General features: G+C 54.5%; 22 protein-coding genes, 2 tRNA genes and 2 pseudogenes. 12 read left to right on the plus strand and 14 right to left on the minus strand.

The genetic code is table 11. The annotated features are described in order from the left end of the window. Nucleotides 1–135: 135 nt before the first annotated feature. The 6 genes and pseudogenes from MKZ35_RS03430 to MKZ35_RS03455 all read left to right on the plus strand — a co-directional run. A pseudogene (locus tag MKZ35_RS03430) lies at nt 136–246 on the plus strand (zinc-binding dehydrogenase); the annotation flags it as partial. 85 nt (nt 247–331) lie between these two features. Next, nucleotides 332–961, plus strand: coding sequence for an FMN-dependent NADH-azoreductase (locus tag MKZ35_RS03435; RefSeq protein ID WP_482511811.1), 630 nt, complete (start codon nt 332–334; stop codon nt 959–961). A gap of 178 nt (nt 962–1,139) precedes the next feature. Then, a pseudogene (locus tag MKZ35_RS03440) lies at nt 1,140–1,325 on the plus strand (Tn3 family transposase); the annotation flags it as partial. Between the two features lie 87 nt (nt 1,326–1,412). Next, nucleotides 1,413–2,408, plus strand: coding sequence for a YihY/virulence factor BrkB family protein (locus MKZ35_RS03445; RefSeq protein ID WP_482511812.1), 996 nt, complete (start codon nt 1,413–1,415; stop codon nt 2,406–2,408). Between the two features lie 104 nt (nt 2,409–2,512). Further along, a tRNA-Ser gene (locus MKZ35_RS03450) sits at nt 2,513–2,603 on the plus strand. 97 nt (nt 2,604–2,700) lie between these two features. After that, nucleotides 2,701–2,785: transfer RNA gene (locus tag MKZ35_RS03455), tRNA-Ser, on the plus strand. Between the two features lie 248 nt (nt 2,786–3,033). On the opposite strand, the gene MKZ35_RS03460 is transcribed toward MKZ35_RS03455, so the two are convergent. Continuing rightward, nucleotides 3,034–3,651 carry a thioredoxin family protein gene (locus MKZ35_RS03460; protein WP_482511813.1) on the minus strand — a complete coding sequence of 206 codons (618 nt, stop codon included), beginning with the start codon at nt 3,649–3,651 and terminating at the stop codon, nt 3,034–3,036. Between the two features lie 49 nt (nt 3,652–3,700). After that, nucleotides 3,701–4,174: a TlpA disulfide reductase family protein gene (locus tag MKZ35_RS03465; protein ID WP_482511814.1), complete on the minus strand. Its 474-nt coding sequence runs from the start codon at nt 4,172–4,174 to the stop codon at nt 3,701–3,703. 321 nt (nt 4,175–4,495) lie between these two features. Here MKZ35_RS03465 and MKZ35_RS03470 point away from each other — a divergent pair, with 321 nt between their 5' ends. The 4 genes from MKZ35_RS03470 (at nt 4,496) to MKZ35_RS03485 (ending at nt 11,268) form a co-directional block, all read left to right on the plus strand. After that, nucleotides 4,496–6,541, plus strand: a complete 2,046-nt coding sequence (locus tag MKZ35_RS03470) for a hypothetical protein (RefSeq protein ID WP_482511815.1) — start codon at nt 4,496–4,498, stop codon at nt 6,539–6,541. 288 nt (nt 6,542–6,829) lie between these two features. After that, complete coding sequence (locus MKZ35_RS03475; RefSeq protein ID WP_482511816.1) at nt 6,830–8,110, plus strand: zinc dependent phospholipase C family protein; 1,281 nt, start codon at nt 6,830–6,832, stop codon at nt 8,108–8,110. Nucleotides 8,111–8,227: 117 nt separating this feature from the next. Continuing rightward, nucleotides 8,228–8,584 carry a winged helix-turn-helix domain-containing protein gene (locus MKZ35_RS03480; protein ID WP_482511817.1) on the plus strand — a complete coding sequence of 119 codons (357 nt, stop codon included), beginning with the start codon at nt 8,228–8,230 and terminating at the stop codon, nt 8,582–8,584. A 71-nt stretch (nt 8,585–8,655) separates the two neighbouring features. Then, complete coding sequence (locus MKZ35_RS03485) at nt 8,656–11,268, plus strand: TonB-dependent receptor (protein ID WP_482511818.1); 2,613 nt, start codon at nt 8,656–8,658, stop codon at nt 11,266–11,268. Nucleotides 11,269–11,352: 84 nt separating this feature from the next. On the opposite strand, the gene MKZ35_RS03490 is transcribed toward MKZ35_RS03485, so the two are convergent. From MKZ35_RS03490 to MKZ35_RS03505, 4 genes are all read right to left on the minus strand, one after another. After that, nucleotides 11,353–12,741: a TolC family protein gene (locus MKZ35_RS03490; protein ID WP_482511819.1), complete on the minus strand. Its 1,389-nt coding sequence runs from the start codon at nt 12,739–12,741 to the stop codon at nt 11,353–11,355. Nucleotides 12,742–12,833: 92 nt separating this feature from the next. Next, a complete protein-coding gene (locus MKZ35_RS03495) occupies nt 12,834–15,917 on the minus strand; it encodes an efflux RND transporter permease subunit (RefSeq protein WP_482511820.1) in 3,084 nt (1,027 codons plus the stop codon). Nucleotides 15,918–15,980: 63 nt separating this feature from the next. Further along, on the minus strand, nt 15,981–17,138 hold the full coding sequence (locus MKZ35_RS03500; protein WP_482511821.1) for an efflux RND transporter periplasmic adaptor subunit: 1,158 nt from the start codon (nt 17,136–17,138) through the stop codon (nt 15,981–15,983). A gap of 259 nt (nt 17,139–17,397) precedes the next feature. Next, nucleotides 17,398–17,892, minus strand: coding sequence for a YciE/YciF ferroxidase family protein (locus tag MKZ35_RS03505; protein ID WP_482511822.1), 495 nt, complete (start codon nt 17,890–17,892; stop codon nt 17,398–17,400). 169 nt (nt 17,893–18,061) lie between these two features. Between MKZ35_RS03505 and MKZ35_RS03510 the strand changes: the two genes are divergently transcribed. Continuing rightward, nucleotides 18,062–18,424, plus strand: coding sequence for an MGMT family protein (locus MKZ35_RS03510; protein WP_482511823.1), 363 nt, complete (start codon nt 18,062–18,064; stop codon nt 18,422–18,424). Between the two features lie 109 nt (nt 18,425–18,533). Here MKZ35_RS03510 and MKZ35_RS03515 read toward each other — a convergent pair whose 3' ends face one another. The 3 genes from MKZ35_RS03515 to MKZ35_RS03525 all read right to left on the minus strand — a co-directional run bounded on the left by MKZ35_RS03515 (nt 18,534) and on the right by MKZ35_RS03525 (nt 20,275). After that, nucleotides 18,534–18,947 (minus strand): response regulator, encoded by a 414-nt coding sequence (locus MKZ35_RS03515; protein ID WP_482511824.1) that lies wholly within the window; start codon nt 18,945–18,947, stop codon nt 18,534–18,536. Continuing rightward, a complete protein-coding gene (locus MKZ35_RS03520; RefSeq protein ID WP_482511825.1) occupies nt 18,940–19,758 on the minus strand; it encodes a sensor histidine kinase in 819 nt (272 codons plus the stop codon). Before MKZ35_RS03520 ends, MKZ35_RS03515 begins: the two co-directional genes overlap by 8 nt. A 112-nt stretch (nt 19,759–19,870) precedes the next feature. Continuing rightward, a complete protein-coding gene (locus MKZ35_RS03525) occupies nt 19,871–20,275 on the minus strand; it encodes a hypothetical protein (RefSeq protein WP_482511826.1) in 405 nt (134 codons plus the stop codon). A 33-nt stretch (nt 20,276–20,308) separates the two neighbouring features. Between MKZ35_RS03525 and MKZ35_RS03530 the strand changes: the two genes are divergently transcribed. Next, nucleotides 20,309–20,482 (plus strand): hypothetical protein, encoded by a 174-nt coding sequence (locus MKZ35_RS03530; RefSeq protein WP_482511827.1) that lies wholly within the window; start codon nt 20,309–20,311, stop codon nt 20,480–20,482. Between the two features lie 237 nt (nt 20,483–20,719). Here the strand turns inward: MKZ35_RS03530 and MKZ35_RS03535 are convergent, their stop codons facing one another. The 5 genes from MKZ35_RS03535 to MKZ35_RS03555 form a co-directional block, all read right to left on the minus strand. Beyond that, entirely contained in the window at nt 20,720–21,100 is a 381-nt protein-coding gene (locus tag MKZ35_RS03535; protein WP_482511828.1) for a hypothetical protein, read from the minus strand. A gap of 175 nt (nt 21,101–21,275) precedes the next feature. Continuing rightward, the gene (gene xseB / locus MKZ35_RS03540) at nt 21,276–21,623 is read right to left on the minus strand and encodes an exodeoxyribonuclease VII small subunit (protein WP_482511829.1); all 348 of its coding nucleotides are present in this window, start codon (nt 21,621–21,623) and stop codon (nt 21,276–21,278) included. A gap of 140 nt (nt 21,624–21,763) precedes the next feature. Next, entirely contained in the window at nt 21,764–23,176 is a 1,413-nt protein-coding gene (xseA, locus tag MKZ35_RS03545) for an exodeoxyribonuclease VII large subunit (RefSeq protein WP_482511830.1), read from the minus strand. Between the two features lie 229 nt (nt 23,177–23,405). Continuing rightward, complete coding sequence (locus MKZ35_RS03550) at nt 23,406–24,692, minus strand: T9SS type A sorting domain-containing protein (protein WP_482511831.1); 1,287 nt, start codon at nt 24,690–24,692, stop codon at nt 23,406–23,408. 1,091 nt (nt 24,693–25,783) lie between these two features. Continuing rightward, nucleotides 25,784–26,239: a hypothetical protein gene (locus MKZ35_RS03555; protein WP_482511832.1), complete on the minus strand. Its 456-nt coding sequence runs from the start codon at nt 26,237–26,239 to the stop codon at nt 25,784–25,786. Nucleotides 26,240–26,330 lie beyond the last annotated feature (91 nt).

Below are 26,330 nucleotides of genomic sequence, written 5' to 3' on the forward strand. Positions count from 1 at the left end.
AACTACGGCAACGCCAGCGGCCAGCCCACCGTGCTCGACACCTGACAGTTGACTCTTGCGAACCAATCAGTCAGTGGGTTCTGTGTCGGCGGGTATTTGGGGCAGCCGCCGCTGATCCAAACCGCCTACGGGGCTTTGTTTGGCGACGTTGCCAGCGGGCGACTGCCCGTGCACCTCGACCAGGCCCTGCCCTTAGCGCAAGCCGCGGAAGCCCACCGTCGGCTCGATAGCCGCCAAACCACGGGCAAACTCGTGCTTCTTCTTTACTCAACAATCAATCACCCCACTTCAACCATCAACAATCAATCAGCCCACTTCAACACTTTTTCTCATGACTCACTCCCCCACCCGCCCCCTTCAAATTCTGCGCATCGACAGCAGCCCGCGGTATGCCGATTCCGTGTCCCGGCACCTGACCGACCACTTGGTGGCGCGCCTGCTCCGGGAACATTCCGAGGCTAACGTCACGACCCGCGATTTAGCGGTAAGCCCACCACTCCCCACGGAGGCGTTCGTTGATGGGATTGTGTACGCCATGCAAAGCCCAACCCCGGCCATGCAAGCCGCTACGCAGCTTTCCGACGAAATGGTGGCCGAACTGCTCGCCGCCGACGTGGTGGTACTCGGCCTGCCGCTCTACAACTGGACTATTCCCTCCACGTTCAAGGCGTACGTCGACTATATCACCCGTCCCGGCTTGACCTTTGAAAACATCGACGGCGTTTCGCGCGGCAAACTCCGCGCACAAAGCGTGTACATCGCCTTTACCAGCGGGGGCACCGACATGGGCAGCTACAAGGATTTCGCGACTCCGTACACAAAGCATTTGTGGCAGACGCTGGGTATTCAACACGTGCAGTTTATTGAAGCTTCCGGGCTTTTGTTCAACGCTGCGGAAAACACGCGCAAAGCCGAGGCGCAGGTCGACCAACTCGAGTTACCCGTATTTAGCCTTGGTTAAAAGGTTGGTCCAAAAGTCGCATTTGGCGGGGCGAGGTTTTAGGTAGCAGTCTTTTCGGGAATTTTCACCCCCGCAAAGCGCAGGCTTTTGTAGCGGGTGCGGCGCGAGCCAATCTGGAAGTAGGCCATCAACTGGCGGGTGGACTGCTGGCGGGCCAAGTACGGCCATCGTGCTCTGAAACACGGGGTATGTGCAGCGCGCCGTGCAGGCCCTGCGGGCCCACGGCCAACCCGTGGACGAGGCGCTCTTGTCCTTCTTATCGCCGCTGGGCTGGGAGCCTATCAACCTGACGGGCGACTATTCGTGGCGCACCAAACGCGCTACGGGCAAATTTCAGCCCCTGAGGCCCCTGTCCAGGCCTTAACGTGCTATATTTTCCGTTTCCTGAGAGGACCCTTAGTAGAACAATCAGCCATTCAACCCGTAACCATTCAGCCATCAATCTTACCCCATGAGAAACCCCGTCCGCCGCTACCATTACTCCGAGGTGCGCCGCCGGCGTTCGTACCGCAAATTCATCGTGTGGCTCAAGCGCCTGCGCTTCAACCACGGCCGCGCGTCGGTGTACGACGTGCTCGACCGCATGATTCAGGAGCTGAAGCTGGACAGCATTACCAAGCGGGCCAGCTACATGGCGTTCAACTTTACCATTGCCATTTTTCCCACCATCATCTTCCTGTTCACGCTCATTCCCGTCGTGGCTACTCCCGAGCTGAACATTGATATTCTACAGTTTCTGCGCGATATTATGCCCCGCGAGATGTACGTGGCCACCGCCGATACCATCGAGGACATCATCAATATCCCCCACGGCGGATTGCTTTCCTTCGGTTTCCTGACGGCGCTAGTGCTATCCTCCAATGGTATTATGGCCCTGCTGGATGCATTTGAGAAGAAATACCCCTCCTTCAAGCGCCGAACCTACGTGCGTAAGCGCATCATTGCCACCCTGCTGACTATTGTGCTGTCGTTCGTGCTATTGTTCGCCATAGCGGGCATTTTCTTTGGCACTTACATCATTGACACGCTGGTATTCTACGAAATAGTACCTGCCGAGCTGACCAATCAGCTAATTAGTCTGCTCAAATACGGCTCAGTGGCGGGGCTGTTCTTGCTTACCACCTGTGTCATTTATTACTACGTGCCGCCCGTGCTGGATAAGTGGCCGTTTCTGTCGGCTGGGGCAGTGGTAGCCACGCTGCTGATCTTTCTGGTGTCGTTTCTATTTATTCTGTACATCAAGATTTTCGACAGCTACAACCATTTTTATGGCTCTATTGGTACGCTGGTGGGCTTTATGGTATGGCTGGATTTTGTGTGCATGACCCTGATTCTGGGCTTCGAGGTGAACGTGAGTATCGATGCCGTTACGGGGCGCCTGCGAACCATCGCAAACCTGCCCGTAGCTATCAGCGGCCGGCACCTGGCCACGGTTGATAAACCCTGAAAAGGAGCAAAGCGTAAAATTTCAACTATAATTACACAGTACTCATTGCAAATTGTCAATTGCCTCTTACTTTTGCCGTCCCCAAACCGCCTATTTGGGGAAGCGCTAGAGAGGTGGCAGAGTGGTCGAATGCGACGGATTCGAAATCCGTTATACCGGCAACGGTATCGGGGGTTCGAATCCCCCCTCTCTGCTTTTCATTCAACAATTATCATTTAACATCTACCAGTCGTTCGGACTGCGCGATGGAATGAGGAATGTTAAATGAAAGATGTTAAATGTTAAATGACTTAGAGAGCTGGCAGAGTGGTCGATTGCGGCGGTCTTGAAAACCGTTGAGGGTTAAACCTCCGGGGGTTCGAATCCCTCGCTCTCTACAAAAGCCCCCCGCTTCCAATTGAAAGCGGGGGCTTTTTTATGATCCCCAAAGCCCAAAAAGGTGCTGCCTTACTTCACTATTGGCATTCCCTTCGGCTACCGCTAGCCGATACTTATTGGAAGGCAAGAATGCATTAGTCGTTCAGCAGAAAGCACAAAAAGCCCCGCTCCCAAATAGGGCAGCGGGGCTTTTTGTATGGGGAGCTTACAGAGGAACCCCCTTGCTAAATACTGCTGGGGGGCTTTTTTATGCCTTCTTCCACTTAATGGTGCAGCCCACGGCTTTGGTAGAGTTAGTTGCGGCGGGTTTGCCGGCCATAATATCGGTGAGAGCATTCTCTACATACTTGGTTTTCACCGCAGTAGCCTCTTCGGAGTTGTCATCGATAGCGCCAATGTAAGCTACTTTCAGAGTGTTGCCCTGGCGGGTGAGTACGTAGAGATGGGGCGTGCGAGTGGCCCCGTAAGTCTGCGCAACACCCTGGGTTTCATCGAGTAAGTAGGGGAAAGGGTACTTCTTGCTGGTGGCGCGGGCTTGCATCTTCTCGAACGAGTCGCCGGGCGCTACGGCCGGGTCATTGGGGTTGATGGCCACGACGGGGTAGCCCTGGGGGGCAAATTTCTTGTGCAGATCAATAATGCGGCTTTCATAGGCTTGAGAATAGGGACAGGTGTTGCAAGTAAACACCACGATAAAGCCTTTAGCAGCTTTGTTATCGGCCAGCGACATGAGCTTGCCATCCACGTTTTTGAGCTTAAAGTCAGTGGCGGTGTCGCCTACCTGGTAGCCGGCGGAAGGCCGCACAAAAGCGCTCAGCAGCACGAAGCTAAAGCACAGGACGAAGAAGGAAGTCAGCTTTTTCATTGGAAGACAAGCAAGTTAGAAGTGAGAAAATACGTGCTGGCCCCCTTGGCTAGCGCAAAAACTTGGTAAGCTGCGCGGTAAGCTCGGCTTGGGTGAACTCCTGCTCGAAACCGGCACGCTTCTGCTTTTTATTGTTGAGCATCAGCGTGAAAGGAATAGCCCCCGACCACTGGTCATCTACTTTGCCGAGCCAGGTATTGGGGTCCGTTTCATTGAGCAGCAGCACCTCCGACTTGAGGCCGCGCTTCTGCACAAAAGGCTTCACTTTTTTATCGAGCTGAGAGGCGTAGTCCAAGCTCACCAACAGCACTTTCACTTTCTGGCCGGCGTAGGCCTTGTTGGCTTGCTCGAAATACGGCAGCTCCTTGATGCAGGGGCCGCACCACGTTGCCCAGAAATTGACCACATATGTCGTGTCGTTGGGCTGGCTCAGGCGCTTTTGCAGGGCCGGAAACTTCACTACTTCCACTTGCTGGGCCCGGCTGGGCGCGGCCAGCAGCAAAAGCATGCCGGCAACAAGCATTCTTATAATTAGCATAAGTACATAACGTTGATTGCTGGGCTTTGGTACGAAAGACGCAGGAAAGTGCAGGTAGTGACACTTTTACTTTTTTCTTTCTCAACCAACCTTCTTTTTCTAAATTAACACAGTATAACACCAACACCCTTAGTTGGATAACAGCCGCTACGGAGGAGTTTGCTAGGTAGAGGCCTGATCCAGATACCCCGTGCCTGATAGCGCTGCTTCTATGCCTCTCCTGATCGAAGTTCAACCTAAAAAAAGCGGAGTAGATGGCAGATATGGCTGATTGGAGCCGCTGTGGTAATAAGTATAATCGTAATTGTGCTAACCAGGCTTGATACCTCGCTGCGTGGAAGCCTGGAGCAGCAAGTACACCAGGCTTCCGGTGGCTATTATCGCCTTCGAATCAGCGAGCTTCACACCAGCATATGGGCCCGCACCCTGACAGCAAAAGGTTTGCAGCTGCGGTCCGGCCCGACGACAAACAGCCAGTTCCCGCCGGTGCGCGCCGATGTGAACTTAGTCCGCGTGCAGGGGGTAGGGCTGCTGAGCCTGTTGCGGCGCGGGGTAGTTCCGCTCAACAAAGTGCTGATAGAGAATCTGCGCCTGGACGTAGGCAAAATGCCCCCCAACGCTACCAAGCCGTCGAAACCTTTGCACGAACACCTGCCTCTGCAAGTAAAAGGCATCCGCTTAGGTCACCTGTTCCTGGTCAACGTGGGGGGCAATTATACGCCCGGTCAATTGCCGGTACTTACTTTGCGCCGCGCCGACTTAGAAGCGCATGATATTCTCATCAGCTCCGCTGGGGCCACTGATTCGCAGCGCCTGGGCTATGCCCGCCGCACCGCCTTTCAGTTGGCCGATGCTCGCGTAGTGGGGCAGGAGCATAGAGGCAGAGTAAAAGCGCTGCGGTTTTCTACCGACCGGCGACTGCTGGAGCTGGATTCGGTGAGCGTGCGGGCTGCAAGGCAAAGCAAAGAGCCAGCTGCCACCGCGCGCCTCACGCTCTCGTTACCTCGGGTGCGCCTTACAGGCATTCAGACCCCCCGATTAGCCCGCCAGCTCGTGCAGGCCGATTCCCTGTTTCTTGCTTCCCCCGACGTGACCTTTCTGGCGGGCTCACCGACCAAAAAAACTAAACCGGCCCCACTGCACCAGCAGCTGGCTCCCTGGCTGGCCCGTTGCATTTTGCGGTACGTAGCCTTGTCTGGGGGGCAATTTCGGCTGCCCGATATGGTGGGCTCGCCAACGGTCCGTGCCGTGAGTATGCAAGCCACCGACGTGCGGATAGACTCGCTGGGCGCCCGCGACCCGGCTCGTATTTTTTATGCCCGTGCCTGGAAAGTGCGCACGGGGCCAGCTACGGCGGTAGTCGATGCGCCTTTTTACCAGATTCGCTATGAAAAGCTGCAGCTCGATTCTCGTATCGGCGTAGCGCAGGCCGATGATTTGACCTTGACACCCACGATGGGTTCCGCCGAATTTGCCCGCCGCAAACGCCAGGCAGCGTACCGTATGACAGCTCGCCTGCCACAGCTGCGCTTGGTGGGCCTCGATTGCGCCGCCCTGGCACGCAGTGATGCCTTAGTGGCCAAGGTGCTGGAGCTGCGCAACCCTCGCTTGCAGATTACCGGGGATGAGAATTACCCGCGGTCAACTGAATTGTCCGTAATCTCGCCGGAGCAGCTTCGCCGGTTGCCTTTTCGTGTAAACCTGGGAACGGCAAAAATCACTAACCTGAGTTTTCAGAGTTCTGAAAAAGCTAAGGGAACCAAAAACCCCATTAATTTCACTATTAACCACCTTAATGCCAGCATCAGCCCATTTACGACTAGCCCTGCCGCTGGCTTATCCGTTGGGCGTGTATCAGGGTGGCTGGCAGGAAAGTGCTTTATGCAGGGGGTATTCAAATTCAATTTCAATGACCCGCAGGGACGCCACAGTTTGGTGGGGTCGATTGGGCCAGCTCCTTTTGGTATTCTGAATCCGGTGAGCGAGCCAGGCGCTCAGATCCGTTTCGAGCGGGGACAAGTAGAGCATATCCAGTGCAACTTCCAGTTTGATCGGCGGGGTGCTCGTGGCACCGTCTGGACGCGGTATTCTGATCTGAAAGTATCCTTTATAAAAAAGAGCCGTGGCCCCGATAAGAAGAATATTTTCACCCGAGCAGGGTCCTTTTTGACCAATAAGCTAGTTGTGCGCGGCAATAATCCGCGCAGTCCGGGCCAGGCGTTGGAGCCTGGCGAAGTTGAAATTGGGCGCGACCTGACGCATTCCGTGTTTTGGGTGTGGCGAATGGCCATGATCGAGGGGCTGCTAAGCAGCGTTGGTGTGCCCGACGCTTTTACCGACACGATGGAATAGACAAGGCGGCCGAATGGTAGGCCGAAGCGCGGCAAGAAGCATCTCGCTTGCGGTAATGGGAATAGCAATCCAGATAAACACGCGAGATGCTTCCTTTCGTCAGCATGACGTTCTTTTATTAGCGACCCACATCCGTAGTACAAAAAAGCCCCCCAGCATCATCGCACGGTAGTTGTTTAGATAAAATAAGCCTGTTGCTGCCTATTATAACTCCTGTTCAGCTTTCGCGTACTGACTAGTCTAAAAATCCTACTTTCAGCATTCCACCTTTTACTTCTCCGATCTACTATGCTGAAATGGCTTTTTGCCGCTTTGGCGGCCCTGTTGTTCTGCGCGCCATCAGCTTCTGCCTATTCTGTGCTTACTCATCAGGCCAACATCGATTCGACGATTGACGTGTGCCTGGTGCCCCTGCTCAAAAGCCGCTATGGCACCGCCACCCGTGAGGAGTGGATGGAGGCCAAGTCATTTGCCTACGGGGGGGCAATTATTCAGGATATGGGCTTTTACCCATTTGGGTCTGAGCTTTTTACCAACCTTACGCACTACGTACGCAGCGGTGACTTCGTGCGCAACCTGCTCGACGAGGCCCACGACCGCAATGAATATGCCTTCGCTTTGGGGGCTCTGGCGCATTATGTAGCTGATATTAAGGGGCACCCGGAAGGTACCAACTTAGCTATGGCCTCCGTGTACCCCGATCTAAAGGCCAAGTTTGGGACTGCCATTACCTACCACGAAGCGCCTGTGCAGCATACCCAGCTGGAGTTTGCCTTCGATGTAGTACAGCTGGCTGCCGGCCGCTACCGCTCGGCTGACTACCAAAACCTGATCGGGTTTCAGGTGTGCAAGCCCGTTCTGGAGCGCGCGTTTTTGAAGACCTATGGCTTGGAGCTGGGCCAGGTGCTGGTCAATGTCGATCTGGCGGTGGGCAGCTATCGCTTTGCCGTGCGCCAGCTCATCCCGATTGCCGCCCGCGCCGCCTGGCACGCCGAGCGCGCCGAAATCAGGAAGTTGAGCCCCCAAGCCCGCCGCCGCGACTATATGTACCGGCAAAGTGAGCGGAAGTATCGCCGCCAATATGGCACTGACTACCAAAAGCCGGGTTTTGGGGCCCGTATATTATCCTTGGTGGTGCGGGTGCTGCCCAAAATTGGCCCCTTGCAGCCTTTTGCCTTCAAGCTACCTACGCCGGAGGCCCAGGAGCTATTTAAGAAAAGCGTCCGCATTGTAATGAAGGAGTACTGCTACCTGGCCCAGCAGGAACAAACCACCAAGTCGCCCCCGCTGCCGAATGCCGACTTTGACACGGGCAAGCCCACGCGGGCGGGCGAGTACGCCCTCGCCGACGAAACCTACGGAGAATGGGTGCGCAAGCTCGCCGACAAAAAATTCGAGAATATCTCGGCCCCGCAGCGGCAAAACATCCTGACTTTCTTTGGGGATATGTCGAAGCTGCCCGTGGATAAGGAGGAAATAGAAGCCAAGAACCTGGAAAAAACCCGCGAAGCGCTGAAAGAGCTGCGAGACTTGCAGGCACCAGCAGAGGAAGCGAAGCCCAAAGGGTAGTCTGCTGAGCGTGGCCCGAGGAGCAAGCGCGCAACTCTGCGCCCCAGTGTAGCCATACTCTTCGACCATATAAACAGAAGAGCAGCATGATCTGGGGGCTTTTTTATTATTGTCCCTATGAAAGAACTACTGCGCGATGACCTGAAATTCCGTCTTAACGGCCGGCTATGGATGGAGGCCGATGAGCGCTTCATGGGCATTGGCCGGCTGGAGCTGCTAGCTCATATTAAGGCCCTGGGCTCTATTTCGAAGGCAGCACAGGCCATGAACATGTCGTATAAGCGGGCCTGGGAGTTGGTAAGCTCCATGAACGCGCGAGCCCGAAAACCGCTGGTGAGCACCCAAGTAGGTGGTAAGCAAGGAGGTGGGGCCGAGGTCACCGCCGAGGGCCAGCAAATGATTCGGGAGTTTGAGGAATTACAGGCACGTTTTCAGGCCTTCTTACGGGCCGAAGAACTACAATTAAAACTTTGACTTTAAACTGTAAGCTACTGCGGCTAGTTAGCGCTATATTTAGCAGAATATAACGACAGTATAGTTGCTTTATGAGGCCTACTGATAATGGTGCCTGCTGGCTGCTGGGCCTGAGCCTGATTGTGAGCGGCCCCGTGGTAGCCCAGCAGCCGGGCCCCACACCAGAAGCACCCGCCGATACAGTGCGCAAAAATATAGCGCTAGGGGAGGTAGTCGTGGCGGCTTCCAGGGTAGAGGAGAGCTTCCTGCAGTCGCCGGTGACGGTGGAAAAGCTGAATGCGCGGGCGCTGCGCCTGACGCCGGCCCCGTCGTTTTTCGACGCCATCGAGCACCTGAAGGGCGTGCAGGTAATCACTCCCAGCCTGAGTTTTAAGGTAATCAACGCTCGTGGCTTCACGAATACCACCAACGTGCGGTTTGCCCAGCTCGTGGACGGCATCGACAATCAGGCCCCGCACATCGGCGGACCGATTGGAAACGTGCTGGGGCCAAGCGACCTGGATATACAGGCAGTAGCGATTGTGCCGGGCACGGCAGCGGCGCTGTATGGGTTGAACGCCATTAATGGGCTGGCCAACTTTAGCACCAAAAACCCATTTCGTACTGAGGGCTTGAGTGTGCAGCAGAAAACCGGTATCAATCACCTGCAAGGCCCCAACAGTGTGGCGAAGCTTTTCTCCGAAACCAGTCTGCGCTACGCGAAAGCGCTGACGCCGAAGCTGGCCTTCAAAGTGAACGGCACCTACCTGCGCGGCTACGATTGGATAGCCAACGACCAGACGGAGCTGAATCCCAATGGCAATGCCACCACTAACCTTTTTGGAGGTGATAATCCGGCCCGCGACCTGGTAAACAGCTATGGCAATGAGTCCTCCAATCGTAGTACACTGGCGCTGGGGGGCAAAAATTATTCGGTAGCCCGCACCGGCTACAACGAGCGTGACGTAGTAGACTACCGGCTGCAAACTATCAAGTACGACGCGGCACTGCACTATAAGCCCAGCCCAGCCACTGAGGTAGTATATACGTATCGGGGGGCTTTTTTCGATAATGTCTATCAACGTTCCAACCGCTTTCGGCTGGATGGCTACCATTTGCAACAGCACGCTGCCCAGCTCACTACTCCCGTAGTACAGGCGCGGACTTATCTCACCACTGAAAACACGGGCAACAGCTATAATCTTCGCTCCGCCGCCGAAAACCTGGACCGCAGCTACAAGCCCGATGCCGCCTGGAACCGCGACTACATCACTGCCTGGAACGCCGCTACCACCGCCGGCCAGACGGTAGCGCAGGCGCACGCCGCCGCCCGCGCCGCCGCCGATGCGAGCCGGTTGCAGCCCGGTACGCCCGAGTTTCGGCAGCGGCTCGGTGAATTGCAGGATATCAATAACTGGGACCGGGGCGCAGCGTTGCGCGTGCAGGCGAAGTTGATACACGCGGAAGGGCAAGTGGATATTGCCGAAGCCCTGCGCCGTAGCGGAAGCGCTTGGCCCGCCGGCATAAGTCTGCTGGTTGGCGCCGACCATCGCACCTATCTTGTTCGGCCCGATGGTAACTACTTTATCAATCCTGAGCGGAATAAAGACCCCTACAGCACCCTGCTCTACGGCAAAACCGGTGGCTTTGTGCAGACTGGTCTGCGGCTACTGAATGATAAAGTACGGCTAACGGCTACGCTGCGCACGGATAAGAACGACTACTTTCGGGTACGCTTCAACCCGCGCTTTACGACGGTGTATTCGCCCGCGCAGCGCCACAACTTTCGGCTGAGCTACCAGAGCGGCTACCGGTTTCCGAGCTTGTTTGAAGGCTTTTCCAACGTGAACAGCGGTCAGGTAAAACGCATTGGTGGCTTGCGGGTGATGTCAGATGGAATATTTGAAAACAGCTACCTGCGCAACAGCATTGATGCCTTCAACGCGGCTGTGACAGCCACTATTAACGCCAATACCAGCCAAACTCCGGACGTCCAGAAGCGGCAAGCGGCCATCAGTGAAAAGCAGGGTTTGTTGGTTAAAACCCCATACACGTACTTACGGCCGGAGTACATCAAGTCCCTGGAGCTAGGCTATAAAGCCGCGCTATTGCCAAAAGGGCAGTTGATCCTCGATGTGGACTTCTACTACAACTCTTACCGCGACTTCATCGCGCAGGTAGAAGCCTATGTGCCCAAAACCAACAATCCCGACTCGGCGGCCATCTACCTCAGCACCCGTGCCACCCAAAACCGCTACCGACTATGGACTAATGCCCAAAGCCAAGTGTACAATTACGGCGGCTCGCTGGGGCTGCGTTACGAGTTGCCCGGTGGCTACCTGGCCGGTGCCAACACCACCTACACCCGCCTCGACCGCACGGAGTCGGGCGATGGACTGGAAGATGGCTTTAACACGCCCCGCTGGAGCTACAACCTCAGCCTCGGCAACGAAAACGTATATCGTAACCTTGGCTTCGCCTTAAACTACCGCTGGCAGGCTTCTTATTATTCCCAAACGTTTCTGGTGAGCGGCAATGTACCTGCCTACTACACCCTTGATGCCCAACTGAGCTACGCGGCACCGAGCCTTCATCTGCGTTTCAAGCTCGGGGCCAGTAACGTGCTAAACCAATATTACGAATCGTACCTGGGTGGGCCCAGTATAGGTGGGCTCTATTACCTAGCTATTACTTACGAGCTGTAGTAGCAACTATTGTTAACCCAAAAAGCCCCCCAAACCAGTTAGCCTAGGTTTGGGGGGCTTTTTTGTTGTCAGTTAGCCAGCTTATTAGGGCCTGGGCACGCCCTCCTGCACCAGATATCCGCTAAGGCGGCGCAAGGTTGTTTCGGCTTGCTTGGCTTGGTAGCGAATATCCAGTAGCCGCACTTCGGCGTCGAGCTGACTGCGCTGCGCCACGCGCAGATCCAGGGGCGTGAGCAGGCCCAGGCGGTAGCGGGCGAGGGCAATATTCACGTTCTCGCGGGCCAGCAGAATATTTTCTTCTTCCAATTCCAGTAGTTGCAGGCGGTTCTGGTAGCGAGCCAGCGCCTGCTCCGTTTCGGCGTCGAGGCCGAGACGGGTCTGGTCCAGTAGCAGGCGGCTCTGCTCTTCTATTACGCGGGCATTCTGCTCCAGGCGCCGCTGGTTGAAGCCGTTGAAAATAGGGATGGTAGCCACCACGCCGTAGTTCAAGCCCTGGTTGCGGCTAACGTTGGTGGCGAGCTGGGTACCAAAAAAGGCCGCGCCGTTGATGTTGCGCGTCAGGCCGTAGCCACTCGTCAGGCCTACCTGGGGCCAGCGGTCAGAACGGATGAGGCGGCGCTCATAGCGGGCCACATCGACTCCCAAACGCGCTTGCTGCAACCGCGGATTCTTGTCTAGTACGCCCTGCACAATCTCCTCGGCCCGCAGCCCTGTTGTAACAACGATAGAATCAACAGGCTGAAAATCAATGACCGTGGTGCGACCAAGTAGATTATTCAGATTGATTTTGGCGGCTGTCAGCAACTCCTGCTGCTGCAAAAGCAGTGAGCGGTCGGCGTTGAAATCAACGCGGGCCGTCAGCACCTCCACCTTCGCGCTCACGCCCACATCCACTCTGCCCTGGGTAAGGTCGATGCGCTGCTGCCCGATGTCGAGCGCTTCTTCAAGGGAGCGAATCTTGCCCGACTCCCGCACCACATTGTAGTAAGCGTCGGTGATGTTGGCCACGCTTTCCTCAATGGTAGCGCGCGTGATTTGCTGTTGCTGCTGCTCCAGCGCCTTCAGGCGGTCGTAGGCGATGAACATGCCTAGTCCGTCAAAAACAGTCCAGTTGAGGGCTACGTTGGCGTTGAGCTGATTTGATTCCGCCCCGTTGGCAATGCGCGGGTCCTGGTCGCCGAGCTGCTGCCGAACGTTGTTGCGGGTAAAGTTGCGCGTGAAATTGCCATTGACGGCGGGCAGCTGACCAGCATTACCACGGGTCACGTTATTGCTGACAATCTGCTCGTCGGTGCGGGCCAGACGAATGCCGTAGTTGTTTTCCAGCCCCATCTGAATGGCCTGCTGCAAGGTGAGCGGCGGGGCGGGTGCTACGGTTTGAGGCTTGGCAGTCTGGTCTTGTTGCCCCCACGCCAGCGGCGAAATACTGAACAGCAGAAAAGAGAAAAACAGCGAACGGGAAAACAAGGACATTCTTACCACAAAAAGGCAGACTACTAAAAAATAAGAACCGTTAAGGCCAACTACGAGTCGAATCTTCCACTCTGTGCCCTGGGGGGCATTTATCAGGCAGCTAAGGCTTTCTCGGCCTCTTCCTGCTTTTTGCCGTGCTTCTTAGCCGTGGCAAAATACGAGTACATCACCGGCACTACGTATAGGGTAAGACCAGTGGCGAAAAAAAGCCCCCCAACCACGCCAATACCCATGGCCCGACGGCTAAGCGCACCCGCGCCGGTAGCTATGGCAATGGGCAGAATACCCAAAATAGCGCACAAGCTAGTCATCAGAATGGGGCGCAGACGGGCGGTAGCACCTTCCACCAAGCCGGTCATATAGTCGGCGCCCTGCTCGACGCGCTGGTTAGCAAACTCCACAATCAGGATACCGTTCTTGGTCACCAGTCCGATGAGCATGATGATACCGATCTGCGAAAACAGGTTCAGGCTCTGATTGAAGTACCACAAGCTTAGCAGGGCTCCTGATAATGCCAAGGGCACCGTGACCATGATAATAAGTGGGTCGCGGAAGCTTTCAAACTGTGCGGCCAGTACCAAATAAATCAGTACTAGGGCCAGGCCGAAAGCAAAAACCAGGGAAGAAGAGCTTTCCTGGAAGTCGCGGGACGCACCCGACAACTCGGTGGAAAAAGTCTCATCCAGCTCCTTGTCGGCAATGGCCTGCATGGCGGCAATACCGTCGCCCAGGGTCTGGCCGGGCGCCAACGAAGCCGAGAAGGTAGCCGAGTTGTAGCGGTTCGTACGGTAGAGCTGCGGCGGCGTGCTACTTTCTGTCAGACGAATCACGTTGTCCAATTGTACCAGCGTACCGTCGGTGCTTTTCACCGAAAGCAGACGCACATCCAGGGGTTGGTTCCGATCTTCGCGGGCTACCTGGCCAATGATCTGGTATTGCTTGCTGCCCCGAATAAAGTAGCCGTAGCGCTGCCCGCTTAGCCCTGCTTGTAGCGTCTGGCTGATGCTCTGCACCGATACACCCAGGCTCTGGGCCTTTTCCCGGTCAATGGTGATGCGCAGTTCTGGCTTATTAAACTTCAAGTTGACGTCCACGAACTGAAATGTGGGGTCCTGCCGGGCGGCGTCCAGAAACTTCGGCACCACCGTGCGCAGCTTTTCAAAGTCCTGGGTTTGAATAACGAACTGAACTGGCAGTCCGCCCCCACCATTACCGATGCTCTGATCCTGGGAGACAGAGGTGCGAGCCGCAGAGAGGCCTTTGACGCCATCCGATAACGTGGCAGCAACTTTATCTTGCGTGAGCGGACGCTTGTCGGCCTCAGCCAAGAACACACGTGCTATGCCTGAGTTGCTGCCACCGCCGAAACCAGGAGAAGTTACAGTAAATAAGCTGCTTAAATTCTCCTTGCTGACAGAGTCGGTAATCAACTTCGTGATATCAGCCATATACTCGTCCATATACTCAAACGAGGCTCCTTCCGGACCAGTAGAATTAATATTAATGCGGCTACGATCTTCTACGGGGGCCAGTTCTGAGGGTATAACCTGCAAAAATCCCCAAATTCCTACACCTGTGCCCACTACCATCAACCACGCTAGCCAGCGGTTACGCAGGAAGGTTTTCAAGCTGTTTTCGTAGCCTGCAATCATGCGCTCAAAAAACGGCTCCGTCTTGCGATAAAACCAATTGTGCTTTTCCTGGCGCTTAAGTAGCACGGAGCACATCATGGGCGTAAGGGTGAGCGAGACGAAAGCGGAAATCAGGACCGAACCTGCGACTACAATACCAAACTCGCGGAAAAGTCGCCCCGTGATACCTGTCAGGAATACCACCGGCAGAAAAACTGCTGCTAGTACCACTGTCGTGCTGACTACAGCCAGCAGGATTTCCTCGGAGCCCTTAATAGCAGCCGTTTTAGGGTCCTCACCATCTTCTATCCGGGAATAGATATTTTCCAGTACCACAATGGCATCGTCTACTACCAGGCCAATAGCCAGGACAATGGCCAGTAGCGTGAGCACATTGATGGAGAAGTTGAGCAGGTACATTACAAAGAAAATACCCACCAAGGACACTGGAATGGCCACCACCGGAATAAGGGTGGAGCGCCAATCACGCAGAAACAGAAAGATTATAACTACCACCAGCACAAAGGCTTCGATAATCGTGTGCTGTACTTCGGAGATGGATTGGCGGATGAAGATAGAGTAGTCAACACCCGTTCGAAGCTTTAAATCCTCCGGTAAGTCCTTGCCATACAACTCAATGCGCTTGTTGAACTCATCGGCAATATCAATCTGGTTGGAACCCGGCTGTGGTACCACGGCCAAAGCCACGCCGGGCGTTCCGTTCACCCGGAAAATCGTCTGATCGTTCTCCGGATACAGTTCCGCGTAACCGATATCGGAGAGCCGTACCAAGGAAGAAGCATCTTTCCGAATTATAAGATTGTTGAACTCTTCAACTGAAGTAAGACGGCCCATAGTCCGCAGGGTAAGCTGCGTATTCTGGCCCGACACGGCTCCGCTAGGCAATTCCACGTTTTCACGGCCAAGGGCCGCTTGTACGTCCACGGGTGATACCCCTAGGGCCGATAGCTTCACAGGGTCCAGCCAGAGTCGCATAGAATACTTCCGCTCGCCATACACCCGGATTTCCGACACACCTGGAATGGTTTGGAGACGCTCTTTTAAAGTGTTGTTGGCGTAGTCAGTCAGCTCCAATAAGTTGCGTCGATTTGAACTCAGGTAAGTTATTACAATGGGCTGCGAGTCGGCGTTGGCCTTACTTACTACCGGCGGGTCAATGTCGCGGGGCAGGCGGCCCTGAGCCCCCGAAACCTTGTCGCGCACGTCGTTGGCAGCGGTTTCCAGGTCAGCGTCGAGGTCAAATTCTACCGTAATCTGGGTGCGGCCGTCGCGGGAGTTGGAGGTCAGGTTCTTGATACCGGCAATGCCGTTCAGGGCTTCTTCCAGCGGCTCTGTCACCTGTCCCTGCATTACATCGGCCGAGGCGCCGGTATAGCTGGCCGAAACAGTAATAATAGGTGGGTCAACGCTGGGGTATTCCCGAATACTTAAATACCGAAACCCGATAACGCCAAATATCACGATGACAAGGCTCATCACGATGGCGAGAACGGGCCGGTTGATGCTGGTGCTGGATAAGCTCATATACTTCGGCTGTAAGAACGAAAAACTCCCCTTCTCAGCTGAGGAGGGGAGCTTCCTGTTCTATTACTTGATTATTCTAACTGCGTCGCCGGGCTTCACTTGCAGGATGCCGGTTCGAATCACGGTGTCGCCCACGGCCAGACCATCGGTAATCTGAATTACTTTATCCGAGCGAATACCGATTTTCACCTTCTTGGGGGCCATTTTTCCGTTTTCCACCGTGTACACGCTGTAGCCGCTGGCTTCCGGAATTACTGCCTCGGTCGGCACCTGCAAAGCGTCCGTCGATTCGCCCAGCTGCAGGTTTACTTTCACGAAAGCGCCGGGGCGAAGCTCGTCGTTGGTGTTGGCGTAGCGGGCACGCACCGGCTGGGTACGGCTGACCGGGTCAATCTGGGGGTCGATGGCGTACACTTTGGCCTCATACTGCTTGTTTGTGCCTTCGTCGGTCACCTTCACCACGTCGCCGACGCGCACATTACTGGCAAAGCGGCCCGGCACGGCAAAGTCGATCTTGACAGGGCGCACGCGGGAAAGCGTCGTGATTTCAAAGCCAGGGCTGACGTAGGTGCCGACGGTGGCAGTAGTCAGGCCCAATACGCCATCGAAGGGAGCGCGCACAAAAGCGCGGTCAAGGGTGGCGCGCAGCGCCTGCAGGTCTGATTGGGATGTGAGGTACAGGTTGTTCGCCTGCTCGTATTCCTGCACGCTGATGTACTCTTTATCCAGCAACGTGCGCTGCCGCCGCTCCTGGTCGCGGTACAGCTTGATGTTGTATTCCTGCTTGCGAATGGCCGCTTGGGCTTCGTCGGCATTAATGCTGAAGAGCAGTTGGCCCTTCTTCACCGGTTGGCCTTCTTTAATATTGAGGCTGGTGATTTTGCCTGAAAGCTCGCTTTTAATAACCACCGACTCATCGGGGAGTACCGAGCCGGTGGCCGCCACCTGATCGGATAAATTGGTGGCTTGCACTACATATACCTGCACCGGAGCTTTGGCACCCGCGCCGCCCCCAGCACCTCCACGACCACCTCCGCCGCCCGGAGCACTTGTGCCCCCCGGTCCTCCTTTGCCCCCCGCCGTGGGCGAAGGGAAGTAGCGCATCTTAACAAAAACTGCCGCCACAATGGCTGCCACGGTCAGCACAATCCAGAGTATTCTGCGTCCGGGGCGCGACTCTTCTATTTCGGGCGCAAGTACTTCTTTCTCCTTTGTTTGCATGTGGTGAGGGAGCTATTTCCAACTCATTATCAGTGGTATAAATACCTGCTGGGGCAGCGAGGTATATCAACGCCATGGCCCCTCAGTAAGTTTAGTAGTAGCCGCCGCAAAAGGTAAATAAGTGTTTCAAACACAATGTCTGTACTCTAATTTTGCCCCCCAAGCGGTAGCCTGCTCTTTTAAAAATGGTTTGCTTAGCCACTTAAGACACAAAAAAAGCCTGCGGGTTGCAGGCTTTTTTTAGAAAAAATCAGGAAGCTTACATCGCTTTCTGGTTCAGGTAGTTCTTGGCTAAATCGTTGAGCTTGGTATCGGTCAGCTGCTCTTCCTGCAGTGACTGACGGAGCAGGGAAGCAGCTTCGCTGTGGCCGAGGCGCTCGGCATAGTGAGCGGCCGTGCCGTAGCCGGCAATTTCGTAGTGCTCGATGCGCTGGGAGGAGGCAATCAGGGCGGCGTCCATTACCTCATCGGTGGCGTTTTCCGACATGGTTTCCTTGCCTTCAGCAATCAGACCTTCCATCGCCTTGCAGGTGTGGCCGCTCAGCTTCAGGTCCATTGCCTTACCGATTTGCTCTAGTCGGGCTACTTGATTTTCGGTTTCGCTTAGGTGCTTCTCAAAGCCCTGGCGCAAACGGCTATCTTTGGCTGTGGCAGCCATTTTTGGCAACGCTTTCACCAATTGGTTCTCGGCACTGTACAAGTCTTTAAGCTGCATTTCAAATAAATCGTCGAGGCTTTCAAGTTTGTCGAACATAGTAGTTTGTTAGGTTGGATGGGGTGAGGAAATAAAGCGTGGGCTTTACTGGCCACGCGCTATCAGGTTACGCTACAACGCAGCTCAGGTTGGTATAAAAAATGGTTTTTTGCTACGGAGGAGCTTGTTTTGCTTTCCTCAGCGATGCGTTTTCTTTTTACTTTGCCCTATGAAAGCCCCCCAGGAACAGACGGATACTCAACGCAATTTTTTTCAGGATGTGCACGAGGTAGTACGCCTGATTCCGCCCGGTCGGGTGAGTACTTACGGTGCCATTGCTCAGTATCTGGGTGCGCGTCATGGGGCGCGCATGGTTGGGTATGCGCTTATTGCCGCCGTGCCCGCGCGGGGCCTGGAACAAGTGCCGGCTCAGCGCGTCGTCAATCGAAACGGTTTGCTCACGGGGCGCCACCACTTTGCTACGCCTACCGCCATGCAGGAAGCGCTCGAATCTGAAGGCGTTCAGGTAGCCGACGACCAGGTGCAGGACTTCAAAAACGTGTTCTGGGACCCGGCCCAGGAATTAGTCTAGGCTGCGATGCCAAACAACATGGGTCCACTCAAAAGTCGGTCAACGAACCCCAAAAAAGCCCCCCAGAAAATACCTGGGGGGCTTTTTGTGGAAAAAAATATGCTTTAAATTACTGCTTCACTACTGAAGTAAGCTGGAATGCCTTCTGCTGCATAACCAATTCGATAGTCTTGCGCACCTCCTCCGGATTCGCGTTTTTGAGCAGATAGCCGTGAGCACCCTCGGCCCGCAAATTATCGATCAGCTCCGGCTCATCGTGCATAGAAATGATAATGACGCGCACATATGGGTATTGAACCCGAAGCAGGCGAATCGTTTGCAGGCCGTCGAGCACGGGCATCTGCAGGTCCATCAAAATCACCTCGGGAACCACTCCAAAGTCAAGGCGCTCCAGAAGCTCCTGGCCGTTGCCGGCTTCGAAGAGAATTTCCATGCCGCCAAATCCACTTACCAAAGCACGCAGGCCTTTGCGAAACAATAAGTGGTCATCGACAACCGCGACTCGGATAATATTATTATTCATGGATAGATGCATTGGTATTAGACTGATTGGTAGCAATATAGGGAATCGGAAGTGTAATCCAAACCCGAGTGCCGTCGCCCGGCGCGGATTCGTGGTGAAGGGTACCGCGTAGCACGGCCACGCGGCTACGTAAGTTGCTAAGTCCCAAACCGGTACGGGTGCCAAGCATGGGTATCGCATCGTTGGCAATAGGGTTAAATCCTACTCCATCATCGCTATAATGCAAACTAAGCTGCTGCGGCTGGAAATCGACGGCAATACGCAAGAGGCTGGCTTGAGCATGCTTAAGCCCATTGCCCAGCAGCTCCTGCGCGATGCGGTACACAATCAGCTCCAGGCCGGGGTCGAGGCGGCGGGGAGTGCCACCCTGTTCAATAATCACCTTGGTTTGCGCATCAGGCGGCACCGTGCGAGCCAGAGAATCAAGCGCGAAGGGCAGCCCAAACTTCTGCAGAGCCGCCGGCAACAGATTGCGCGAGATACGCCGCACCTCCGTAATTACTTGGTCGAGCAAGTCGGTGGCTTCCTTCGTGCGATTGGGGTCGCCGAGGGAATGCAGGTGCATTTTGGCAATGGCCAGGGTGGTGCCTACCCCGTCGTGTAGGTCCGCAGCAATACGTTGGCGCTCTTCTTCCTGGGCCAGCAGCGCCGCCTCCAGGGCCTGCTGCTGAGCATCTTCGCGCATCCTCTGTAGCTCCTGCTGCTGCCGCAGACGCCGCCGCTGGTCGCGAATCACAAAGGTCACAATGCCCCCGGCCAGCAGCAGCAAAATGGGTGTGATCAGCAGTAAAGCAATTAGCTCTTTAGTCATAAGCGGCAGCAGAGCCAGAACATAGCCGCTTGGTAACGGATGCGCACGTGAGTGAGGGGTGATTCTTGAAAGCGTAGCAGAGGAAAAAAGCCCCCAGTACTCCTGATTCCGTTTAATGTGAAACCGGAATTAAGTTTTCATGCGGCAGCTTCTGAATGCGGGGCTGCTTGGTCAGGGTTTGATGCAGCAAGCGAAATGGCCGCTGCTGCCAGCGGCTATAGTGCAGCCACTTGGGCAGGGCTTGGCGAGGAGGGGTACTTAACGGGAAAAAAGTAAACATCCAAGCCAGCAGCGCCATTGCTACAGCAAAGAGAAGCGTATCGGGGACGCTAGCAAGTCTATCCAAGTGTTGCTTTGTAAGCTTATCATAATCAGAAGTATATATTATATTGACTGCTACGTAAGTAATACTAGAACTGGAGCAATAGAGTAATACGGCTACGCTTAAAATAAATGCGGGCTGCTCCTCTAGTGGTGTCGCGAAGAAGGAACGAGTGAGATAAGCGACATGGTACATAGCTAGAATAATGAGCAGAACGCACCCGAAAACGTGAGAATAGCTATTCAGGTGGGAGAGCAAGCCATTCAGGAAAGCAGCATCCAGAAATACTATCAGGGCAAAGAGCGCCAAGCCGAGAGAAATAGCTTGTTTGATGCGGCCAGGCACCAGCAGACGGTTATAAGTGGTAGCCAAAAAAAGACCAACACAACGGTTGATACGTAATAGATGTAGATGTTATTGTGAATAGTAATACGGCTTATTCTATCTAAAAAGTAAAGAAATGCTTCGATAGCAACGTAGTAGTAAACCGGCTTAAATTCGTAAGGGATGTGCCGCCGCCGCACCCAAGCGGTAGCTAAAGGAATCAACGGCGCAGCCTCAAGCACGCGATTAACGAGAAGAAGCTGCGCGTAATAATTCATGGTAGCTTGTATGGTTGATCGGGTAACGACCCAAGCACTATTGCATCATGGGACTGGTGTCGTCGCAGTTATCGGGGCACTTCATGGGAGTTTCGCCTATCTGGTCGTCGTTGTCATCGGGTAAGGTGTCATCGCTCTTATGGTGGGGCAGCAAGTCCTTTCCTGTGGCATCGACCCTGACTATTACCAGCCGGCCTATGCCTGCGTCGTCGATGGCCTGATAAAAGCGCAAACCGGCGCACTCAGGCTTCTCATTCAGCATACTCAGCAGAAAATCCCGGCCGAAGTAGTGCGATAAAGTAGGCTTTTCGGTGGGCAGGTTATGGTCGCGGCGGAATTGTTTGGTCCAGCGCGCCGCATCCTTGTTTTTCATGCGTTTGCCAGCGCGAGGGTCGAAAGGAGGCTTGGTAACGTCCATAAGGAGAGGGAGAAATAGGTGTGGTAGGAATAAGAATGAAGCCAAGTATGCCGGCGGGTATAATGGCGGATTCAAATATAGGTAGAGCCTTTTGTATTAAAATAGGCTAAACCTGTAATACTTGAAAATAAGGGCTACGCATTCTTATCCCAAATTCCTTCCATCTCAACCCTCTTTAGAAAGGCAGCTGGCCCGATGAATCGTGTGGCGGGACCGTAGGGCGGGCCCGCAGAGCCGGGCCGCTGGGAATGGGCTTAGAACCTGCCGAATCATTCTCCTCTTCGTCCGAGAAACCCTCGTCCAGCTCATCCTCTTCATCCAGGTGCTCAAACACCCGGTCGATGGCCGATTCGGCGGAGCGGAGCTTCTGCTTGCACAACCGAATCAGCTCGGCGGAGCGCTGCACGCGGGCTGTGAGGTCATCCACGTCCACGGTGTCGGTCTCGAGGGCGCGCAAAATGGTTTCCAGCTCTTCAATAGCTTGGCGGTAGGTCAGGTCGTTGGTCATGGGGGAAGGTATCAAGCGGCAGTTACTAAACTGGCCGCGCAGTAGAATGTGAAAATGTAGCTGGGAAGCCTTTTAAAGCGGAAATTGCAAAAAGCAGACTGCTCCGCCGCTTTTCCTTTGCATGACAGTATACAAGTTGGCTTGCAGCTTCAGATTTAGCCGAAAGAAGTGCCTTGTGGGGGAGGCGCAGCAGATGATCCAGCCAAAATGCCCCCCAGTGCCTCCGAATTAGCAGCGGACTGCAACTGCGCCAGCCGTAGCTCAGCGCGGTGCCGCAGACGCTCGGCGGCCAGCTGCAATTGGTAGCGACGACGCAGCAGCTGCAGCTGCTGCCGTTGCTGGTGCCGCCGAAACCGTTGCGCCAAGGCTCGGCCAAACGTGCGCAGCTGTCGTTGCTGACCAGCCAGCGCTTGCTGGGCCGCCCGTTGGGCTGAGTGGCGGGTGCGGTCCAGTAGGCGGTGCTGCTGGCGCAGCTGTGCCCGTGGAGCGGTGGCGGCTTGCCGAATGCGTTGATGCAAGAGCGTACGCTGCTCGGCAAATTGAGTTTGGGCTGCTTGCTGGGTGTGCCGGGCCAGCCGGCGCAGCTGGTCGGCTGCATCCTGTACTTGTCCGAAGGCTAGCTCTTGAATGCGTTCCGCGTAGCCATCAAAAGCTGCATCGAGGCGGGCCAATCGGTCCAAGAAGAAGATAGCAACGGCCGTAGGCGTTTTCAGCGCCGTGTGGGCCGCTAGGTCGACTACCGCCTCGTCGCGCTCGTGGCCTATGCCGGTGATAACAGGTAACGGGAAAGCCCCGACCGCGGCCGCTAAGCCATAATCGTCGAAAGCCAACAAGTCGGTTTTGCCCCCACCGCCCCGGATAATAACTACCGCATCGAAGTAGCGCCGCCGGGGCCGAATATGGTCCAGGGCCGCCCGGATGCTGGCCGGGGCCTCTGTACCCTGCATGAGAGCAGGCACCAGCGTTACGGAGAAATCAAATACCGATTCGCTGAGCTGCTGCATAAAATCCTGAAAACCCGCCGCCGTGGGCGAAGAAATAACGGCCAGGTGCTGAGGACCAATAGCGAGCGGCAGCCGCTTCTGCCGTTCGAGCAGGCCTTTGGCCGTGAGCTTGCGCACGGTGTCGAGGCGCTGCCGGGCCAGGTCGCCGACGGTGTAGGTAGGATCGAGGGCCAGCACATCGAGGCTTAGGCCGTACTGCTCGTGGAATTTGATTTGTACCCGCAGCATGACTTTAAGGCCCGGCTGCAACTCCTGGCCGGTGGCCTCCTGAAAAGCCGGCGCCAATGCCTGGTAGCGCTGACTCCAGATGGTAGCGCGGGCCTGGGCCTTCAGCTCCGCGCCGCGGCCGGTACGGTGCTGGTCGGTGAGGGTGAGGTAGCAGTGGGCACCATCGTGGCGGGGCGGGGTCAGCTCCGCGATTTCGGCGAGTACCCAGTAAGATTCGGGGAAGCGGTCGGTGAGCGTCTGCTTTACGCGCACCAGTAGCTCGGCTAGGGGCAAAGCCAGCGGCGGACGGCTGGGGGGCAAATTTGGCTCGGGGCGACGATTAAAGAGCGGCGGCATATGCCGCAATTTACGGAATTGAGGGCAGCGCGAACAAGTAAAAGCCAACAGGTGATAGTCAGCTTCATTTAGAGCATAAGGTCAACTTATGAACAAGCGAGCATACGCCCTAACCTGACTTTAACCTTATAAAAAAGGAGCGCATCAGGCTTGACGCGCTCCTTTTAGGATTAATCAGCTTCAATATTGATGCTGACAAACAAGATAGGTAAACCTGCATTTCCCGCTGCTAATGGGTAATCTGCACTCGTGCACGTATAGTCTGCCCTGTTGTAGACCGGACCCTTAGCATATATAAGCCGGAGCGGACGCGGCGGGTATCTACCCACGAGTTGCCCGCGCTAGTATGCCCGGAGAGCACGGCCACGCCGTAAGCATCAAACAACGTATAATCGAGGCGCACGCTCTGACCAAGCGTATTCGTGTTTCCCCTGGTATCATTTAGATCTGTGAGGTCAAAGCCCGCATCGGCCGGATTGGGATAGACCTGCAACTCTATTGGCCGGATGCGGTAAGCGGTAGCGCAACCTTCCGGACCGGAATAGACGTAGACGCTGCCAGTTCCACTAAGGCCAGCGCCCCCGCAGGAGCTTTGTGTGGTTACGGTAGCATCCGCGAAGCCGTTGGAGTAAGGAGTACGCACTCGAATTTCGCGGCCGGTAGCGCTGCCCACAATTTGCGCCCCCGGACTAACCGCCCACTGAAAGGTTGCGGCGGGATTCTCAGGTTGCACGGTAGCCCGGAAAGTAACCGTAACGCCGGGGCACATCTCAAAAGGTAAATCAATCGGTTCCACGGAGAGCGAGGAGCCACTTACTATTATTGTTTGTGGGGGTAGAGTAACTACGCACCCGCCACTGCTAACCGAGGCCGTAAGAGTTACCTGACCAGCATTTTGTGCCGAAACAGAAGTAGAGGCTCCGTTAGTAGTTGATAAGCTTATGACACCAGAGTTAGCTGGCGAAACCGTCCAGCTGACATTGCTGCCCGCAGGTATTCCAACGGCAGAAAATACCGTATTAGAGTTAATACATAGTTCATTTGGTCCCTGAACTACGGCCTCGGTCTGGTCAAAGCATTCAAACAAGCTCAGAAAGTATTGCCCTGTGAACTCAGGTGTATTATTTGGACTTAGGTTTTCCACCCGAACAAAGTAGGTGGAGCCAGGCGTTAAAGATGTCGTAATGCGTGAGAAGTTACTAGCGCCCGACAAGTTATCGTTAGCAGCTACTACCGTAACACCATCCGCCGCAAAAAGAGTGAGGCGAGTGTTTGGTTGCGCCTCTGTACCCACAGCGCTTGTGCGAATACTGACAGGCGCCGAGGAGGTTGCCGTAAAACGTACCCAATCTACGTCGGCAACTGTGCTGTTGGGTTGAGCGTGAAAAGCGTGGTGTTGAGATTCGTCGAATAAAATGGTATTGGCTTGCTGCCGGTAATTATCGTTTTCGTAGCGGTCTACGCTAGAGTTTAGATAAAAGGAAGTAGGGTTATTGCGGCGTTCGGGTGGATACAATGTGAAGCCGTTGCCATTAGGCTCAGATCGCCACTTAGTTTTATATTCACGGATATAATGGTAAATAACGCCGCGTTGCATGGGGGTAAACTGAGTGCGACAGCTCCTGCGAGAGTACGACATGATGTTACGGGTAGGTGGTATCCATGCGTCACCCCAACGGTCAGTACCACCTCCCGTATAATTACAATCAGGGGTTGGGCTAACATTTGTACCAAAAGCTAGTTCTGGATCAGCATCAGTATCGCATAGCAAGTCACCATTGACAGAGCATTTTAATTGATCATTGGTTCCGAAACAACCAAATCCTTGACGCCGAGTACGACTAACTGATTCTTGGTAGCAACTGCTTGCGTTGGCGTTATTACTCGCTAATGAATTACGTCCTGATTCATGCGTGTGAGATAAGTCGAAGCAGTGGCCAGCTTCGTGAACCATCGTGATAGCCATTTCTTCAGGCGAGTTGGTGAACGTTTGTGTCTCAACTGCAAAACTATACGAAGCAAAATCATCGGGCCGTTGAGCTGTGCCTGACCAACCAGCGTTGTTGTCACGAATGATATGAATATTAAGTGCGGTACGGTCAATATGCTCCTTCATCATATTGTTAGACCCATAGCTTACTCCAAATCCAGTGTTTCTACCATCAATCTGTTCGTAGTAGCCAGTATTTTGAATCCGAGTAATTTCCGACTTTAAGTAAAATCGCAAGCTTACATTGGTGGCGCGTAGACGGTTATTCATCAAATTAATTAGGTTCTCTACCTCTTCGTTCGTCGGCCCGCCTGTGCCCTGATTCGTTTGATATACCCATACACGCACTGGCATTTTATAGGCCTCCGGGGCTAAGCCGCCCGTAAAAGTGATACAATTATAACACGAACTACCTTCTACCTGAGATACTAAGTCCAGTAAGTATTGATTATTACCAAAATATGGCTGATAATAAGCCGCCACGGAATCCATCGGTGCCGTACCACAATCCGTTGATAGGCTGTTAGTCTGGGCCAAGGATGGACTAGTAAGAATTCCTAGAAATAAAAGCGCGATGCAAAGTGCGCGTACTGGTTGTAGTTGTTGGTTCATAGGATTTATCGTTTTATAAATTGGTAAAAGCCATTACCATCTGGTCCCATCCTACGTCCGTTGTAAAAAACACTATTGTACCGAATTATATCCGAACATTTAGCCTCCTCAATAGTGTAAGTGACATCAATGGTGTCCGTGTCGGTAGGTGATAATCGCAGAAATAAGCGCGCATCTGATTTGCCATCAAAACAGCAGTCAGTGTTTAGGGACACCACAGTTTTACCAACAAACGATGCCTCCTTAACCTCAAAGTCGAATGGCTTGTCTTGAAAAGTAACAGCTAGCGCATCAGCCTTATACTGTGAAGGAGATTCTCCAATAAGATTTTGACCAGCGGGTGACTGTAGAAAGAAGCTTAGATGATTGACGTCCGGTTCAACGTCGGAGCACTGGTTGCATCCGGCTGCCATAAAGCCGGTAGTTGCCACCAGCAGAGCTGATAATAATGTTCGCATCATTGCTATGAGGACTAAGTGGAGGGTATGTATGTGGAGAGTAGAAATTAAATCGGTGATGAGATCTGGGCACAAAAAAGCCCTGATCGTCACG

The sequence above is a fragment of the Hymenobacter sp. R533113 genome (assembly GCF_056835965.1).

Bases quoted from the DNA above. Each gene is read 5' to 3' on its own strand.
- MKZ35_RS03500 (WP_482511821.1), bottom strand. From the start codon at position 17,138: ATGCAAACAAAGGAGAAAGAAGTACTTGCGCCCGAAATAGAAGAGTCG.
- MKZ35_RS03475 (WP_482511816.1), top strand. From the start codon at position 6,830: ATGCTGAAATGGCTTTTTGCCGCTTTGGCGGCCCTGTTGTTCTGCGCG.
- MKZ35_RS03445 (WP_482511812.1), top strand. From the start codon at position 1,413: ATGAGAAACCCCGTCCGCCGCTACCATTACTCCGAGGTGCGCCGCCGG.
- MKZ35_RS03460 (WP_482511813.1), bottom strand. From the start codon at position 3,651: ATGAAAAAGCTGACTTCCTTCTTCGTCCTGTGCTTTAGCTTCGTGCTG.
- MKZ35_RS03525 (WP_482511826.1), bottom strand. From the start codon at position 20,275: ATGTACCATGTCGCTTATCTCACTCGTTCCTTCTTCGCGACACCACTA.
- xseA (WP_482511830.1), bottom strand. From the start codon at position 23,176: ATGCCGCCGCTCTTTAATCGTCGCCCCGAGCCAAATTTGCCCCCCAGC.
- MKZ35_RS03510 (WP_482511823.1), top strand. From the start codon at position 18,062: ATGAAAGCCCCCCAGGAACAGACGGATACTCAACGCAATTTTTTTCAG.
- MKZ35_RS03465 (WP_482511814.1), bottom strand. From the start codon at position 4,174: ATGCTTGTTGCCGGCATGCTTTTGCTGCTGGCCGCGCCCAGCCGGGCC.
- MKZ35_RS03480 (WP_482511817.1), top strand. From the start codon at position 8,228: ATGAAAGAACTACTGCGCGATGACCTGAAATTCCGTCTTAACGGCCGG.
- MKZ35_RS03520 (WP_482511825.1), bottom strand. From the start codon at position 19,758: ATGACTAAAGAGCTAATTGCTTTACTGCTGATCACACCCATTTTGCTG.
- MKZ35_RS03535 (WP_482511828.1), bottom strand. From the start codon at position 21,100: ATGGACGTTACCAAGCCTCCTTTCGACCCTCGCGCTGGCAAACGCATG.
- MKZ35_RS03555 (WP_482511832.1), bottom strand. From the start codon at position 26,239: ATGATGCGAACATTATTATCAGCTCTGCTGGTGGCAACTACCGGCTTT.
- MKZ35_RS03435 (WP_482511811.1), top strand. From the start codon at position 332: ATGACTCACTCCCCCACCCGCCCCCTTCAAATTCTGCGCATCGACAGC.
- MKZ35_RS03495 (WP_482511820.1), bottom strand. From the start codon at position 15,917: ATGAGCTTATCCAGCACCAGCATCAACCGGCCCGTTCTCGCCATCGTG.
- MKZ35_RS03515 (WP_482511824.1), bottom strand. From the start codon at position 18,947: ATGAATAATAATATTATCCGAGTCGCGGTTGTCGATGACCACTTATTG.
- MKZ35_RS03485 (WP_482511818.1), top strand. From the start codon at position 8,656: ATGAGGCCTACTGATAATGGTGCCTGCTGGCTGCTGGGCCTGAGCCTG.
- MKZ35_RS03490 (WP_482511819.1), bottom strand. From the start codon at position 12,741: ATGTCCTTGTTTTCCCGTTCGCTGTTTTTCTCTTTTCTGCTGTTCAGT.
- MKZ35_RS03505 (WP_482511822.1), bottom strand. From the start codon at position 17,892: ATGTTCGACAAACTTGAAAGCCTCGACGATTTATTTGAAATGCAGCTT.